The sequence below is a fragment of the Streptomyces sp. NPDC008137 genome (assembly GCF_042957035.1).
In the GTDB taxonomy this organism is placed as follows: domain Bacteria; phylum Actinomycetota; class Actinomycetes; order Streptomycetales; family Streptomycetaceae; genus Streptomyces.
Window position 1 is genome coordinate 164,984 of record NZ_JBIBHN010000001.1, and the last position, 14,723, is coordinate 179,706.

Genomic DNA, 14,723 nt, shown 5'->3' on the forward strand with positions numbered 1-14,723 from the left:
GGGCGCTGCGCGTCGGCTTCGCCGATCGGCCTTCGGCCGCCCCTTGACTCGGCTCGCTCCAGCACGGGAGAGAAGCGAGCGAGCGGCCCGGAAGAACGGGCGGCAAGGGACGCGGGCCCCTGAGGCCGACTGCGTTGCCACTCGGCGATGCGGGATGATCCAGCCGTGGATGCGAGTACGGAGACGAAGAAGACTCGGCCGGACCAGCAGCTCACGGCACCGGAGCCGGTGTGGTCGATGCGCCCGGCGGAACCGGCGGACGTCGAGGCGATAGCGGAACTACGGGCCGTGGTGATGCGCCCGGACCTGGAGCGGTTGGGCCGCTACGATGAGCACCGGGTGAGGCAGCGCCTGCGGGACGGCTTCGCCCCGCAGCACACCTCGGTCGTCGAGGCCGACGGCGCCTTCGTCGGCAGCGTGACCCTGCGCCCAGCCCAGGACGGCCACTGGCTGGAGCACTTCTACCTCAGCCCGGACGTCCAGGGCCGAGGCCTGGGTTCAGCAGTCCTGCGAACCCTCCTGCACAGGACCGACACCGCCGACAACCTCGTCCGCCTGAACGTCCTCCGGGGCAGCCCGGCCCGCCGCCTCTACGAGCGCCACGGCTTCACGGTCGAGACCCAGGACCCGATCGACATCTTCATGCTGCGCCCGCCGAGGACGGAACGAGCCCCCCGAGGGGCCTTGTAACCCGCAACTGGAGCACTTGGGCCAACCCCACGCACCAATGCGGAGGTCACTCCCATGCCAAGCCGGCCCCCACCGCCCAAACGCTCCACTCGCCCCCTCTGCCACTCCCTCTCCGCCACCCACGACCCGTCGGCCGCCGGTCCCCACGCGGCGTGCAGGCGAGGCGCGAGCGCGCCCGCTCACGCCGGTCGGCGACGCAACGGACCGAAGCTCGCACACTAGGCCTGGCCACTCGCCTCTCCGGGCCGCTCGCTCGCTTCTCTCCCGTGCTGGAGCGAGCCGAGTCAAGGGGCGGCCGAAGGCCGATCGGCGAAGCCGACGCGCAGCGCCCTTTACTCGGCTCGCGGAAGCACGACACTGGCTAGAAGCGGGCGGCCCCGACAGCTCCGAGAATGCGGGGCGGGGGGTAAACCCCATGAAAAATAGGGCAGTTGCCCGGATGTAGTCAGGGGCGGTGTGCCGTCAGGCTCCTTCCATGCAGCAGATCAAGCGCAACGCCTCACTGGTCGCGGCCTCCGCCGTCCTGCTCGGACTCGCCGGCCCGCTGCCTGCCTCCGCCGCCGCATCCGGCCCCGCGTCCCTCAAGTGGACCAAGTGCGAGGGCTCCGGCCTCGACCCCCGTCAGCGGTGCGCCACCGTCACCGTGCCCATGGACTACTCCGACCCCGACGGGCGGCAGATCCAGATCGCCGTCTCCCGTCTCCCCAGTGAGAAGCCCTCCGCTCGCCGGGGTGCGCTGTTACTCATCCCGGGCGGCCCCGGCGGGGTCAGTCTCGAGGACCCGTCAGGCAAGGGGCAGAAGCTGCCGCAGGAGGTTCGGGACGCCTATGACCTGATCGGGTTCGCGCCGCGCGGGATGGCGCCCTCCAGTACCGCCGCATGCGGGCTCGAGGACAAGGACCTCGCCCTCGCCAAGCTGCCCTGGCCCGCCCCGGACGGTTCCGTCACGGAGACCATGGCCACCGCCCGGCGTATCGCCGGCGCCTGCGCACGCAACGGTGGTGAGCTGATACGGCACATCAGCAGCGCCAACGAGGCCCGCGACCTCGACCGCGTCCGGGCCGCCCTCGGCGAGAGCCGGATCTCCGCGTGGGGCGACTCGTACGGCACGTACGTCGGCTCCCTCTACAGCCAGTTGTTCCCGCACCGCACCGACCGCATCGTGCTGGACAGCAACGACAACCCCGACCCCACCCGGGTGGGACGCGCCTGGCTCGCCGCGTTCGAGACCGGCGTGGAGGACAACTTCCCGGAGTTCGCCAAGTGGGCGTCCCGGCCCGGGAATCCGTACCGGGTGGCCCGTAAGGCCGCAGACGTACGCCCCCTCTTCCTGCGGCTGGCCGAACGGCTCGACCGCGAGCCCCTCCCCTGGCCCGGCGCCAACCCGGCGGAGCTGAACGGCAACGTCCTGCGCCAGACCATGCTGACCAGCCTGTACGACCCCGACGGCTACCCCCTGCTGGCGGAGATGATCCTCGCCGTCCGCAAGGGCGCCGTGCCGCCCGTGCCCGAGGTCCCGGACGAGTCGATGATGCAGAGCGCCGCCGCCGTCGGCGTCGGCACGCTCTGCAACGACGTCGCCTGGCCCAGGTCCGTCGCCCACTACCAGAAGGGGACCGACGAGAGCCGGGCGAAGTTCCCCCTGACGGCGGGCATGCCGCGCGGTGCCATGCCGTGTGCCGCCTGGCCGTTCACGCCGAAGGAGCCGCCGGTGCGGATCACCGACGACGGTCCCTCCAACATCTTGCTCGTGCAGAACAAGCGTGACGTCGCCACCCCGCTGAGCGGGGCCCGTGAGCTCCGGCGTGCCTTCGGCGACCGGGCCGTCATGGTGACGGTGAACTCCACGGGCCACGGCGCCTACCTCGCCAACGGCAACGCCTGCGGCGACCGGGCCGTCTCCCGCTTCCTGGCGACGGGCGAGCGCCCGGACCGGGACACCTACTGCGCCTGAGACCGTGTTTGAGATCCAGATCTAGGGATGGGCGACCGGTCAGCTCGGGGAACCAAACCGGTTGCGCCGTGGTGAAGGATGAGCAGCGTGGTTACCAAAGAGCGCGCCGTGCAGCTGGTCAAGGCCCTGCTGTCGAGACAGCGGCAAGAGTCACCATGGATGGCACGACTACCCGAGCTAGCCGTCTGCGACGTAAAGGAGCACGTTCTCGGGTGGCTGGTCGTCGGGCAATCGGTGGAGTACATCCGCAGCCGCGACATCGGGAAGATGTTGGTGGGCCACGGGCCCTACCTTGTGGACCGGCAGGACGGGAGTATCCACCACATCCCTGCCACCACATACGTCGCCGGCGTCTGGGAAGATCTCTACCTCCAGGAGATCAGGGGGGTCCGGCCGCCCGACCCACTGGTCGCGGCCGTTGAAGCGCTCGTGCACTCCGAGGGGACCATGGCCGCGATGCGCCACCTGCGGAAGCAGGCCCCGCTGTTGGGGCTGCAGCAGGCGAAGGCATATGTCATGGCCCTCCGGGACGGAGACGAGCCGCCGGAGGAACTGGTCGACCTCACCCGGCCGCCGGAGACATGCCCACCGCTGCCCATCAGCACCCTGGCTGGCCCGGTTCAGTAGCGGTCCGGTAATGGGGACGAGGTCCTGGCCGTGCGGCCGGCCCTCGCCGGGTGAGTCGGCGGACCATGATGCCGATCATCGCCCAGCGGGTCATCGTTTCGGACCGGGCGGGGCTGGACTCGTAGTCCCGGGCCAGACGTCGGGCGGTAAGCCACGCGAAGGTCCGCGCGACCGCCCAACGTTTGGGCTGGACCTGGAAGCCTCGCTGGCCGGGTTGCTATCGGACGATCTCGAGCTTTCGCCCCAGGGTTCGAGCGGTCCAGTCCACGAGTCGGCCGGCGAAGCCCTGGTCCGCCCAGACCTTACAAATTCCGGAGTGATCGTGTCGGTGACGATGAACCGCTTGCGGGCCTTGACCTTTTCCCCGCGTCGAAGCCGCTGGTCGTGGCTGGCCCCGTGTCGGCCGTGCGAACGGACTGCGAGTCGATCAGCCCCGCGCTCGGCTCAGCACTCCTGCCGTCCGCCTCCCGGACCTGTTGAGTCTGATGCCCCGACAGGACTGTCTCTTCGGACACTTGGGCAGAAAAATGAGGATTCACTGCGGCCGGATGTTGATTCGTTAAGGACAGCGTCTCGCATTTGCTGCACACAGAACCGTACCGTAGCTTTGGAATTGAGCAGCGGATGCCAAACACGTTGCAGTAGATCATTCATTGGATTGCACACTTCACTTATCTGAAGCTGCAACAGAACTCCGGGATCAACAGGCGGTCAGGGGTCGCACCTTTCGCGTGTTGATCACCTCCACTCAACCGTGGCGTCCTGAAGACCCTCGGCGCGCCCGGCTGCGTCAGCTGCCGTGGGTCGCGAGCGAGTCTTCCGAGGGCCAGGTCGACTGGATGACGGTAGAGGAAGACGCCGCGAGAAAATTGGGAGGCAATCGTGCCTACCTATCAGAACGACCCTGTAGTCAGCCGGAACCGGAGCACAGATCCGGATTTCGATGGCGGAGTTTACGGCGAGAGCTCCCTGTTCAATGGCATACGAGGGGTCACCTACGCACCCGGCCACGGAGCCTGTGTCGGCATACAGGAGAACTCGAGCAACGGAGCCGGTCCCGGCGTGTACGGCCAGAGCCTGGCCACTGGGGTCTGGGGCTTCGGCAAGACCTGGATGGGCGTCTACGGCCGCAGCGAATCAACGACGGGCGGGCATGGCGTCATGGGCGAAGGCAACACCGGGGTCGCCGGCGTCGGCCACACGTGGATCGGCGTGTACGGAGAGACGCGAGGCACCCTCAACGGGCCCTCCGGGGTTCTCGGCGAGGGTGGCCAGGGAGGGGTCGGCGTCAAGGGTCACGCCCGTGGCGCGGGCGTCCCGGGCGTCGCCGGGTACAGCCTCACGGGCCGAGGGCCAGGGATCTTCGGGCAGGGCAACCCGGCTGGCCAGTTCAACGGCAACGTCGTCGTCACCGGCACTCTCGACGTCGGTGTCGACATCCGTTTGACCAACGCTGACTGTGCGGAAGAGTTCGAACTCGAGGCGGAGGAAATGGTCGTCAGGCCAGGCAGCGTGGTCGTACTGTCCGAGGAAGGGAGGCTCGCTCCTAGTTGCGTGGAGTACGACAAGCGGGTTGCCGGAGTCGTGTCCGGCGCGGGGGATTATCGCCCTGGTCTCACATTGGACTCGCGCGGAAGCAGTGACAGGCGCCTGCCGGTCGCCCTCATGGGAAAGGTCTACTGCCTCGCGGATGCCACGGAATCCGCGATAGAGGTGGGCGACATGCTGACGACATCGGCAACCGTCGGTCACGCGATGAAAGCGAGCGATGCGACGCGTTCGTTCGGCACCGTCATAGGCAAGGCACTGCGGCGGCTGGCGACGGGCCAGGGACTTGTCCCCGTTCTCGTCATGCTGAGGTAGCCCTTCAGGGTCGGCCCACTGCCCTCCCGGTGGCTCCCTGCGTGGCGTACACCGACGTGGGGCGATGCACCCATCAGAAAGAAGGAGACCCATGGCAACCCTGATGCAGGCAGTGGAACGCGTCCGCAATAACGGCCAGTTGCCCACCACGGGGTCCGTCACCCTGACCGACCTGCACCGCCGTTTCCCTCCCGCGACGCGCGGCTCGACCAGGTCGCTGATCGACAAGATGTACCAAGGCGCGACAAAGCTTCCGTGGGCCATCATCCTCTGTCGTTTCAAGAACGCCGCCTCGGATCCTGCACGCGAGGGCCCGATCGAGCGATTCTACAGAGACGCATTCACTCCGCGCAGGGGCGGTCTGGTGGAGTACTGGCGCGACGTGTCACTGGGAAAGATCGACGTATCCGGGTCCCGTGTGTTCGGTTGGCTGCCCATAGACATCGAGCGCAAGAATGCGAACACCGGCTCCGGCGTTACCCGATCGACCCTGGTCGACGCGGCGATCAAAGGTGCACGGGCCGCCGGCTTCGACCCCGTGACCGGGTTTCACAGCCAGATCGCCGTCTTCATCGAGAATTGGTCCAAGAACGGCGCACCTCCCGGCGCCGACTGGAGCCACCCGACGTGGGGACAGTTCTGGATCGACGGCAGCGCTGACGGCCGGGGAAAGGTCACCCTCACACCGCCCCACGACGCGAACATCACCGCACATGAAATGGGACACGGGTTCTCCATGGCTCACGACATGGGGCCAGACCTTGTAACCGAATACCAGGACCCCTGCTGCATCATGAGCCAGAACAACTCGTTCGTGCCACCAGGGTGGAACGTCGCCTTCGGCCCTGGGTTGTGTCTTGCACACCTGCAGGAAAAGGGCTGGATGTACCCGCGACGGTTCTACGTGGACAGCGGCGGCTGGCAGACACAGCCTGGCGGAATCACCGTGCCCCTGGCCGCGATTCGCGACCCCGGAGCACGCGCCAACCTCGGTGTGAAACTGGCGTTCAGCCGACCGGGGAGCAGTTGGCACTACTTCCTGGAGTACGTAACACCGGAGGATTGGAATAGGGGGCTCGGCCGCCCCTTCGTTTTCATTCGCCGCATGAACGGCCAGAAGCCGGTCATCCTGGGCTCCATTGCAGTACCGACCACTTTGGGGTCCGTGGCCCAATTCGTTGAACCGTCAGGGAGGGTGAGGTTCACCGTAGAGCGATTCGACGCCACTGGCCGCATTCTCAGGGTCGGGGCGCTGAAGCTCCCGTGATGAGAGGTGGTACCACCATGAACGAGGATTACGTGCAGGTCCCCAGGCACCTCTTGGAGGAACTCGTCCGTTGCCTGGACACCGCACCGCACGACACGCCCCCGTACGACGCGCCGCCGTACGGCAACGGCCAACTCGACAGCGACGGCGACGATGCGGCCGGGGCCCCACCCCTCGCGTCACGGCCTGGTTACCTCCCGCTGCTACAAAGCGAGATCGAGAGGCTGGAGTCGGGTCGCCCCCCGGCGGCTTCGGAAGCCGACTCGTCGGCGGAGGACCCTGCAGAAGGCGAACCCGACAGTCAAGCGTGCGCGCCACGCGCTCGATGACGGAGACGCGCCCGGCCCAGACTGTTCGTCGCCCCCGTGCCACGGCGGCTACCGCAACAGAGCTTGTTCTGGGTCAGCGTTGAGCGAGGGGCGCCGGGGCCTCCTGGACGGCCCAGCCGTTGCCGTCGGGGTCCTGGAAGAAGAGGAAGGAGTTCCAGCCCTCCTCGCCCCGGCCCTCCGCCCACCCGGACGCGCTCACGTGCAGGACCGGCGACACCTCCACCCCGCGTCCCACCAGCTCCGCCCTGGCCTTCTCGATGTCCGTGACACACAGCTGGAGGCCCTGCAGCGAGCCGGGAGCCGCCCGGGGCTGCCCCGGCGCCTGGGGCATGCCTGACTCCAGCACGATCGAGCAGCGCGAGCCGGGGGGCGTGAGCTGGACGAAGCGGCCCACGCCCTCGAAGAACGAGGCGTCGATCTCGGCGCGGAAGCCGCACCGGTCCACGTAGAAGGCCTTGGCCCGGTCCACGTCCGTGACCGGTACGGTGATCACCTCAAGGGTCCATTCCATGGGCGCACCTCCTCAGCCATGGTCCCTCTGTGCCGGGGGCCGCGCGCGTCGGGCGTATCGGCGGGCCACCGCGTGGAACGCCTCCTTCGGCTCCCAGTGCCAGCCGGAGGCGGGGTCGTCGGGACGGTGCTTGATCGCCTTGGTGATGGCGTACGTCGCGATGTCGAGGTCCAGCCGGGGCTGGTCCGGGCGGTGCGGTGCGTCCGCGCTGATGAACTCGAAGGTCATCGCCGCGTACAGGCCCATGGAGGCGAAGACGTCCAGCAGCTCGCCCACGTACTCGGCCTGGACGCGCTCGCTGCGGACCGGGTCCCCCTTGATCTCGGGCGGCTCCTTGTCGTAGTCGACGATGTCCCAGCCCATGCCGCCCGTCTCGGGGGCGCCGACATACGCGCACGTGCCGAACTCGGTGATGGCGAGCGGCTTGCCCCAGCGCAGGTACTGCTTCAGTTCCCGGACGTAGTCGGACCGCTTCTCGAAGTACGAGTAGTAGTCGATGCCGACGATGTCGAAGAGGCTCCAGTCCGGGTCGTCGATGCTCTGGGCGGCGGCGTAGCTGAGGTCGCCGTTGAAGACGGAGCGGCCGACCTTCGCGGCCTTCGCCGTGAACTCGGCGAGCCGGCGCCGCGTCCGCGGCCAGTCGACCGTGCCGTTCTGGAGGTGCATGATGCGTTCCAGGACCGTCTCGCCCGGCAGGATGCCGGGGACGAACAGCCAGAACTCGCAGCCGACGCTGAGGTCGACGCTCGCACCCTGCCGCCGCAGCCGCTCCGCGAACCTGCCGGTCTCGGCGAGGTGTTCCAGGATGTCCCGCTGCGGGACGTCCCCGAGGGTCGGCTGCAGCCAGATGTGCAGCCCGCGTTCGGCGGCCTCGGCGGCGGTCGCGGTGAGCCGTTCGACGCCGTCCCCTGTGACGTCGATGGTGTCGGCGTGCAGGTCGTCGCGGATGGCGCGCATGTCCGCCCGCATCCGGCGCGCGCTCCATACGGTGCCGGGTGTCTCCCCCGCACCGACCGTGTAGACGACGCCGTGCCGGCGCAGCCCCCGGCCGCCGCGCCGGGCCTCCGTCGCTTCCGTGGCCCGGGCCTGTCCGGCCGATGCCACCATTCCGGCGGCCCCCAGCGCCGCGGCCCCGGCCAGGAACCGCGCCCGGCTGATCCCCTTGTCCTGCTTGCTCCCCTTGGTCTCTTCCATGCCGTTCACTGTGCCGAGCCGAACCCCGGGGCCGCTGTCGGCCGTCGGTCTACGGCAGCGCGACCAAGGTATGAGGGGCCGCGCCGAAGGAGGGTTCAGTCGTCAGCCGAGTCCGGCGGCGAGCGCCGCTCCTGTGATCTGTTTGGTGAGGTAGTGGGTGACGTCGTGGGCGTGGGACCCATTGGGTACGAGGTGGCAGGCTATGTCAGGGCCGAAGCATGGCCTGAGGTCCTTCACGAGCGCGACGACGTCCCGTGCGTCAGCGACGTTCGTCCACCTGGTCGAGGGAGCCCCCGGCCACGACCCCATGCCGCTCACGGGTCCGGGATTTATGCGATCGAACACCAGATTGCGTATGCCGAGCGGTGAGCCCAGGGTGACGAATGACCGGACCAAGTGGCCCGGCTCCGCACAGAGTGCCTCGTAGGCCACGACACTGCCCAGCGAATGCGCCACGACCGCAAGGGTGTCGGGACCGATGAGTGCTCGTACGCGGTCCCTGGCGGCGGTGCGCAGTTCCGGATCGTCGAGGTAGCGGTGGGTCTGCTTCAGGTCGAAGATCAGGGCCTTCTCGGCGAGTCCCGCGAAGAACCTGGACTGCGACAGGGCGAGCAGCGCGTTCTGCACGGTGCGGCTCGTGCCGGACAGGAGGTTCTGGGTGTCCGGAGCCACTATGTGCGGCTCCACCACCGCGGCGTGTCCCCACCACTCCATCAGCAGGTCCGTCTCCCAGCCGGGGGCCACGTCCCACCAGCTCAGATAGGGGTCGTCCCCGGCCAGCCGTTGCCCGGGCGGCAGGAACAGGTCTCCGTAGAAGGCCATCGCGACATCTTCGTCCGCGATCTGTGCCTCCGCACCCGCCCGGGTCAGTCCGTCGCGCAGCGCCGGAACCCACTCGCCCAGCAGGGTCTGTTCGCCCGCCTGCTGTTTTCCCACACCATGCACGCAGACGATGCGCGCCATGTCGTCCTCCCCGACGAGACATGTGCCGACTAGCGGCGGGCAAACAGAGTGGACGTGCCCAACTCGAACGCGACGACCTCGTGGCCCGTGCCGACCACGAAGTCCCCGTCGGTGGTCAGTGAGACGGCTCGAGCCGGATAGGGCGTGGCCCAGCGCACCAGCTCCGCCCGCCCGTGCAGGTCCCAGACACGCACCGTGTAGTCGTCGCCCACGGTCACCGCGACCGGAATGCCGTCGACCCTCCGCGCCGCCACGGCGTTCACCACGCCGGTGTGTCCTGCTAAGACGGCCACCTCCTCACTGGTCCGCATGTCCCACACGCGCATCGCACCGTCGTCACCGACGGTCAGGGCCAGTTCCCTGCCGTCCACTCGGGTGCAGGCGGCGCCGTGGGCCACTCCGGAGTGGGCCTGGTGGGAGGAGAGTTGACGTCCGGTGAACAGGTCCCAGGTGCACATCAGCCCGTCGTCCCCGACGGTGACGACGACATGGCGGCCGTCGAGTCGGGTGCAGACGACCGCGTTGACGACTCCGGAGTGCGCGGTGGCGGAGACGAATTGCTCCCCGGAGCGCAGATCCCACGCGCGGATGACACCAGCGGCGTCGCCGGTCACGGCGATCGGGCGGCCCTCGGCCGTGGTGGTGTCCAGACCCCAGATCCAGTCCTCGTGTCCGTGCAGCGCTCTCTCGTGCCGGCAGGCACTGAGGTCCCAGACGTGCAGGGCGTAGTCTCCCCCGCCTCCCACGACGGCTACCGGGGTTCCGTCGACGATCGCGCAGGCTGCGGCGTTCACCGCGCCGGTGTATCCGGTCAGCACCGCTCTCTGGGCTCCCGACCGCGCGTCCCACATGCGTACGGCCCCGTCCCCGTCCCCGCCCACCGTGAGCGCCACGGACGAACCGTCCACCACCGCGTGGGCCACGGACCACAGCCAGCCGGTGTGTCCGCGGAACCCCCTGGAGAGCGCCGTCGATCCTGCTGCGGCGGCTTCGGCCGGTGCGGCTTCTCCCTCCGTTGCGCCGGCTGCGTCGGCCGGGGGTGCCGACTGTTCCATCACCCATCGCTGTGCGCCCGCCCGGACGTCCCAGACCTGGACGGAGCCGTCGGCTCCGCCGGTCACCGCCATCGGGACACCGTCGATCACGGCGGCCGCGACCGCGTTGACGGCGCTGGCGTGCCCTTCCAGTACGGCACGTGGTGTGCCCGATGCCAGGTCCCAGACCCGCACGGTGTAGTCCCCGCCGCCGACGACCGCGAGCGGCTGTCCGTCCGCGGTCACGCAGGCCACCCCGTTGACCCAGCCGGTGTCTCCGCTTAGCGTCGACAGTTCCGTACGCCGGTCGAGGTCCCAGACACACAGGTGTCCGTCGCCGCCCCCACCCGACACCGCCACGGGCACGCCGTCGACCCGAGTGGACGACACAGCCCAGACCCAGCTGGTGTGGCCGTGGAACACCGAGCGTTCGACGCGATCCTGCAGGTCCCACAGGCGAACGGAACCGTCGGCGCCCACACTGACCGCGTGGGGTACGTCGTCCACTGTCGTACAGGTGACCCCGTTCACGGCTCCCGGATGGCCGACGAGCGAGGCGAGCTGATCTCCCGTGGCGAGGTCCCACATGCGTACCGCCGCATCGCCACCTCCGACGACTGCGACCGGGACCCGGTTCACGGTGGTGCACGCCAGTCCGTTGACGGCACCACCCTGGCCGCTGAGTACCGCGAGGCTCTCCCCTGTCGACAGGTCCCAGACCCGCACGGTGTAGTCATCACCCCCCGTCAGCGCGACGGAGGTGCCGTCCACCTGGGTGCAGGCGACGGCGTTGATCGCTCCCTGGTGGCCCGCGAGCACGGAACGCAGCTCGCCACTGCGCAGATCCCATACGCGCACCAGGCCGTCGGTGCCCCCGCTGACGGCGACGGGAACACCGTCCGCTTCACCGCAGGCCACCCCGTTGACCGCTCCGGTCCGTTCCTGCGAGTCACGCGTGATCTGACTGTCGGTGGCCCACACCGGGCACCAGGCACTGTTCCGTGTGAGCCGACGGGCGAGGTCCCGGTCCTTGAAGCGCAGTGCGTCGATCGCCAGGAGTTCCCGGCGGATCTGTGGACTGGCACGACGATGGTCGCCGGCGGAGGTGCGGTAGAGGTCGGCCAGGCGGAGCGCGGAGTCCGTGGTGAGCCGTTCCAGCGCGGGCAGCAGGGGTGTCGGCTCGGCATGCACGAGGAATTCGGGGTCGGCCATGAGCGCGTCCAGCTCACCCGAGATGGCGGCGTGGGTGGCGAGATGGCTGAGCGTGTACGGGTGCGCGCGTGGCCAGTCGAGGGTCCGGTATGCGCTGCGTGGCACCAGGCGCATGAGCACCTCGACGTACGCCCGCTGTGCTTCTCGTGCGTCGGTGTCACGTCGCAGGTGCTCGGCCAGAGCCTGGTGGTAGAGGCGGTAGGCGGAGTGCCCGGACTCGGTTGCCTCCACCACGTACCGGCCGGTGGAGCGTTGAAGCCAGAGCAGGTCCTCGTCGTTGTAGCTGCGTCCCGCCAGGCGCGAGGCCAGCGCTCCCCAGACGTCCTCCCATGGCAGGCCCTGTCCCTCGGCGTAGGCGAGCGGGCGCAGGAGGTCCCTGGCGCGGTCCGCCTCGGGGCCGAGGCGCTCGTCCAGGTCCTGTGCCATGGCCGAGTCGGCGGTCCGCGGGAGCGCACGGAGCCATTCCGGATCCTCTGGATCGGCGAGGGCGCCCTGTACGGCGAGGGTTCCCGAGACGATGCGTGCCACCAGGAAGCTGGGGAACGCCGCCTCGGCCACGGCCCGGGCCACCTGGATCACCAGCGAGGGCTGTGCGGCGGCGTAGGGGCTGTCGGGCTGGGACTCGGTGAGTCCACGCCGGGCGTAGGCGCCGAGCGCCGCGCGGTCGGCGTAGGTGTCGTTGTCGAGATCGACGATGTCGACGTCTGTCTGCAGATGGCGAAGCAGATGTGGCCGCGTACCGAGGAGCAGCCGCAGGTTTCCGTTGCTGAACCGGATGAGCGGCTGGATCAGCTGGGTGGTCAGCGTGTCCGGCGAGGCCGCCTCGTCGAGGGCGTCGATGATCGCTGTGAAGGGCCGGTCCCGGGCAGCCAGTGCGTCCAGCAGGGTGCCCACGATGGGGGCCCTGACCCGTGCCGCTGCCGCGAGCCCGTTGAGGATGTCCTCGTCGGTCAGGGCTTGGGCGTAGATGACGACGTCGACGGACCCGGGGCGTGGCACGGCCCGTTCCGGCAGGTCGAGGAGGTGGACGGGCACGCTGTGGTGGCGTTCGGTGTTGGTGAGCGCCGCGATGAGGCCGAGAACCGCTGTCTTGCCCGAGCCGGGTCCGCCGGTCACGACCACGGCCGGCCGTAGTGGGTCGGGTTCCCGCAGCCAGTCCGTGACTTCCGTCAGGGTTCGTCGTCGGCCCGTGAACCACCAGCCGCCCTCGTCTCCGAAGGACGCTTTGGCACGGACCAGCATGCGCCGGGCCAGTTCTGTCTCCCGGCGCACCGCCTGGGCCTGCCATTCGATCGCCTGCTGCATCGCCAGATCCGCTTCGAACGTGCGGCTGTGCCGCCGTGGGTTCGGGAAGAACGCGGGCACGTCGCCCAGCATCTTGGCCGCGTGCCACTCGATGCTCTGGGTGGCGGGCCGCTTGATGTTCGCGTTCATGTGCGCGACGAGAGAGCCCACACTGAGGTGCTCGGGTTTCTCGCCCGCCGTGGCCAGGCTGTCCACCGCCGCGGTGAGCAGGTCGGGAAAGGCCTCCACCAAGGCGGACTGGGCCGGCTGCGCGGACGCGACGAACGCGATCCCCGCGCTGTCGTTGTCCGGGCTGCGGCGCAGGCTCTCCACGGCCGCGGCCACGGCGTCTCCTGTGCCCTGCCCCGCGTGACAGGTGTCGAGCAGGAAGAGCAGTTGCTTGATGTCCGTGTCGTCGAGCAGGACGGAGGCGATCTGCGAGGTCGGCAGGGCCTGCTTGGGTCTGGACAGGTCGCAGTCGGTGGGAAAGAACATGTGCCGGCGTGGTGTCGAGCCGAGTAACTGGCCGTGGCCCGCGAGATAGACGGCGACGATGTCGTCCGGACGCCGGTCGGGTGCGGTGGCGAACCGCTCCAACTGGTCCAGGAGGGCGTTCCGGTCGGGGTCCAGCCCGAGGTCGCTGACGTGGGTGTAGCCGAGTCGTGTGGTGAAGAGGTCGATGATCTTCTGCCGTGCGCTGACGAGACCGGGACGGTCGCCGGCGGGTGAGCGGGGCAGGTGGGCCACAGCCGTGGCGATGAGAAGTCTCCGGGGCTTCGCTGCGCGCGGCAGGTCACTTGAGCTCACCGGCGGGCTCTCCCTCCGCTGTCCTTCGCCCGTCCAGGTCCAGGATGTCGCACACCGACCGGGCCGCTGCCATGCTCGCCGTCTCGTTGGCGTCCGTGGTGTTGTAGGCCATGAGTGGCGCGGCCAGGAAGCGATCCGGCCCGAACTTCGTCAGTGCCTCCCACTCCGGCCCGCTGCCCCGGCCGTCGAAGGCACAGCGCAGCCCCCTGTCCGCGACGGCTGCCAGGAGCGCGGGAGGGTCCACCAGATCGGGGTGGACCGTGTTCACCAGCAGGGTGCCGGGGCGCATCAAGGCGAACTCGCGTGCTGTCAGTTCGGGTTCCTCTTGGGGGGCCGGTCCGGGCCGGTGGAGCGACACGACGTCGCTCCACCGCAGCAGGTCGGACTTCGCGCAGTGCCGAATTCCCAGTTCCGCATCGGCGTCGGTGGCCCGGCGCGGCGCGGCGTAACACACCTCCATGCCCAGCCCCAGGCGAGCGATCCTCGCCACTTCCTTCCCGATCCTGCCCAGTCCGATGATGCCGAGCCGCTTCCCGGCCACCGTCCGCCCGACCGGCGGCGGGGCGCTGTCCGGCTGTTCCGCCGAGGCGGCGACGGAAGCGAACGAGCGTGACTGGGTCAGCATGAGCAGGATGGTGAACTCGGCGACGGACTGCGTGTTGGCCCCTGGCGTGCTCACCACCGACATGCCCAGCGACCTGGCTCGACGCCATCCCGGTACGTAGAGCCGGTAGTCGGTGCCGACGAAGGCCACTGCCCGCAGCCGGGTGGACGACTCGAAGACCTTGTCGGTGGGCGTCTCGTTGCCGCCGATCAGGTATCCGAAGGCACCGTCCAGAGCCTCGATCAGCTCGTCCTCGGTGAGGTCGTCCCGCCTGATCCGCCGAGGCGTGTAGTCGCGTGATGTCACGTACTCGACCGTTGAATCGGGCACGAGGCCGGTGCCCGTGATGAGGATCTCTGGGTTCGGCATGGATTCCTCGGCTCT

At 69.1% G+C, this 14,723-nt stretch carries 10 protein-coding genes; 5 read left to right on the top strand and 5 right to left on the bottom strand.

The annotated features are described in order from the left end of the window. Window positions 1-237 precede the first annotated feature (237 nt). The 5 genes from ACFZBT_RS00740 (at window position 238) to ACFZBT_RS00760 (ending at window position 6,401) form a co-directional block, all read left to right on the top strand. The gene (locus ACFZBT_RS00740; RefSeq protein ID WP_391097858.1) at window positions 238-690 is read left to right on the top strand and encodes a GNAT family N-acetyltransferase; all 453 of its coding nucleotides are present in this window, start codon (window positions 238-240) and stop codon (window positions 688-690) included. 475 nt (window positions 691-1,165) lie between these two features. Further along, on the top strand, window positions 1,166-2,644 hold the full coding sequence (locus ACFZBT_RS00745) for an alpha/beta fold hydrolase (protein WP_391097417.1): 1,479 nt from the start codon (window positions 1,166-1,168) through the stop codon (window positions 2,642-2,644). Window positions 2,645-2,731: 87 nt separating this feature from the next. Then, the gene (locus ACFZBT_RS00750; protein ID WP_391097418.1) at window positions 2,732-3,271 is read left to right on the top strand and encodes a YrhB domain-containing protein; all 540 of its coding nucleotides are present in this window, start codon (window positions 2,732-2,734) and stop codon (window positions 3,269-3,271) included. A 1,062-nt stretch (window positions 3,272-4,333) separates the two neighbouring features. Continuing rightward, complete coding sequence (locus ACFZBT_RS00755) at window positions 4,334-5,134, top strand: hypothetical protein (RefSeq protein ID WP_391097419.1); 801 nt, start codon at window positions 4,334-4,336, stop codon at window positions 5,132-5,134. A gap of 91 nt (window positions 5,135-5,225) precedes the next feature. Next, window positions 5,226-6,401 (top strand): hypothetical protein, encoded by a 1,176-nt coding sequence (locus tag ACFZBT_RS00760; RefSeq protein ID WP_391097420.1) that lies wholly within the window; start codon window positions 5,226-5,228, stop codon window positions 6,399-6,401. Window positions 6,402-6,803: 402 nt separating this feature from the next. Here the strand turns inward: ACFZBT_RS00760 and ACFZBT_RS00765 are convergent, their stop codons facing one another. The 5 genes from ACFZBT_RS00765 to ACFZBT_RS00785 all read right to left on the bottom strand — a co-directional run bounded on the left by ACFZBT_RS00765 (window position 6,804) and on the right by ACFZBT_RS00785 (window position 14,708). Further along, window positions 6,804-7,241: a VOC family protein gene (locus ACFZBT_RS00765; RefSeq protein ID WP_391097421.1), complete on the bottom strand. Its 438-nt coding sequence runs from the start codon at window positions 7,239-7,241 to the stop codon at window positions 6,804-6,806. A 12-nt stretch (window positions 7,242-7,253) separates the two neighbouring features. Continuing rightward, complete coding sequence (locus ACFZBT_RS00770) at window positions 7,254-8,435, bottom strand: abortive phage infection protein (protein WP_391097422.1); 1,182 nt, start codon at window positions 8,433-8,435, stop codon at window positions 7,254-7,256. A 102-nt stretch (window positions 8,436-8,537) separates the two neighbouring features. Then, on the bottom strand, window positions 8,538-9,398 hold the full coding sequence (locus ACFZBT_RS00775) for a hypothetical protein (RefSeq protein ID WP_391097423.1): 861 nt from the start codon (window positions 9,396-9,398) through the stop codon (window positions 8,538-8,540). A 29-nt stretch (window positions 9,399-9,427) separates the two neighbouring features. Further along, window positions 9,428-13,735, bottom strand: coding sequence for a caspase family protein (locus tag ACFZBT_RS00780; RefSeq protein ID WP_391097424.1), 4,308 nt, complete (start codon window positions 13,733-13,735; stop codon window positions 9,428-9,430). After that, window positions 13,722-14,708: an NAD(P)-dependent oxidoreductase gene (locus ACFZBT_RS00785; RefSeq protein ID WP_391097425.1), complete on the bottom strand. Its 987-nt coding sequence runs from the start codon at window positions 14,706-14,708 to the stop codon at window positions 13,722-13,724. Before ACFZBT_RS00785 ends, ACFZBT_RS00780 begins: the two co-directional genes overlap by 14 nt. Between the last annotated feature and the right edge of the window lie 15 nt (window positions 14,709-14,723).

Bases quoted from the DNA above. Each gene is read 5' to 3' on its own strand.
- ACFZBT_RS00775 (WP_391097423.1), bottom strand. From the start codon at position 9,398: ATGGCGCGCATCGTCTGCGTGCATGGTGTGGGAAAACAGCAGGCGGGC.
- ACFZBT_RS00770 (WP_391097422.1), bottom strand. From the start codon at position 8,435: ATGGAAGAGACCAAGGGGAGCAAGCAGGACAAGGGGATCAGCCGGGCG.
- ACFZBT_RS00760 (WP_391097420.1), top strand. From the start codon at position 5,226: ATGGCAACCCTGATGCAGGCAGTGGAACGCGTCCGCAATAACGGCCAG.
- ACFZBT_RS00785 (WP_391097425.1), bottom strand. From the start codon at position 14,708: ATGCCGAACCCAGAGATCCTCATCACGGGCACCGGCCTCGTGCCCGAT.
- ACFZBT_RS00765 (WP_391097421.1), bottom strand. From the start codon at position 7,241: ATGGAATGGACCCTTGAGGTGATCACCGTACCGGTCACGGACGTGGAC.
- ACFZBT_RS00740 (WP_391097858.1), top strand. From the start codon at position 238: ATGCGCCCGGCGGAACCGGCGGACGTCGAGGCGATAGCGGAACTACGG.
- ACFZBT_RS00745 (WP_391097417.1), top strand. From the start codon at position 1,166: ATGCAGCAGATCAAGCGCAACGCCTCACTGGTCGCGGCCTCCGCCGTC.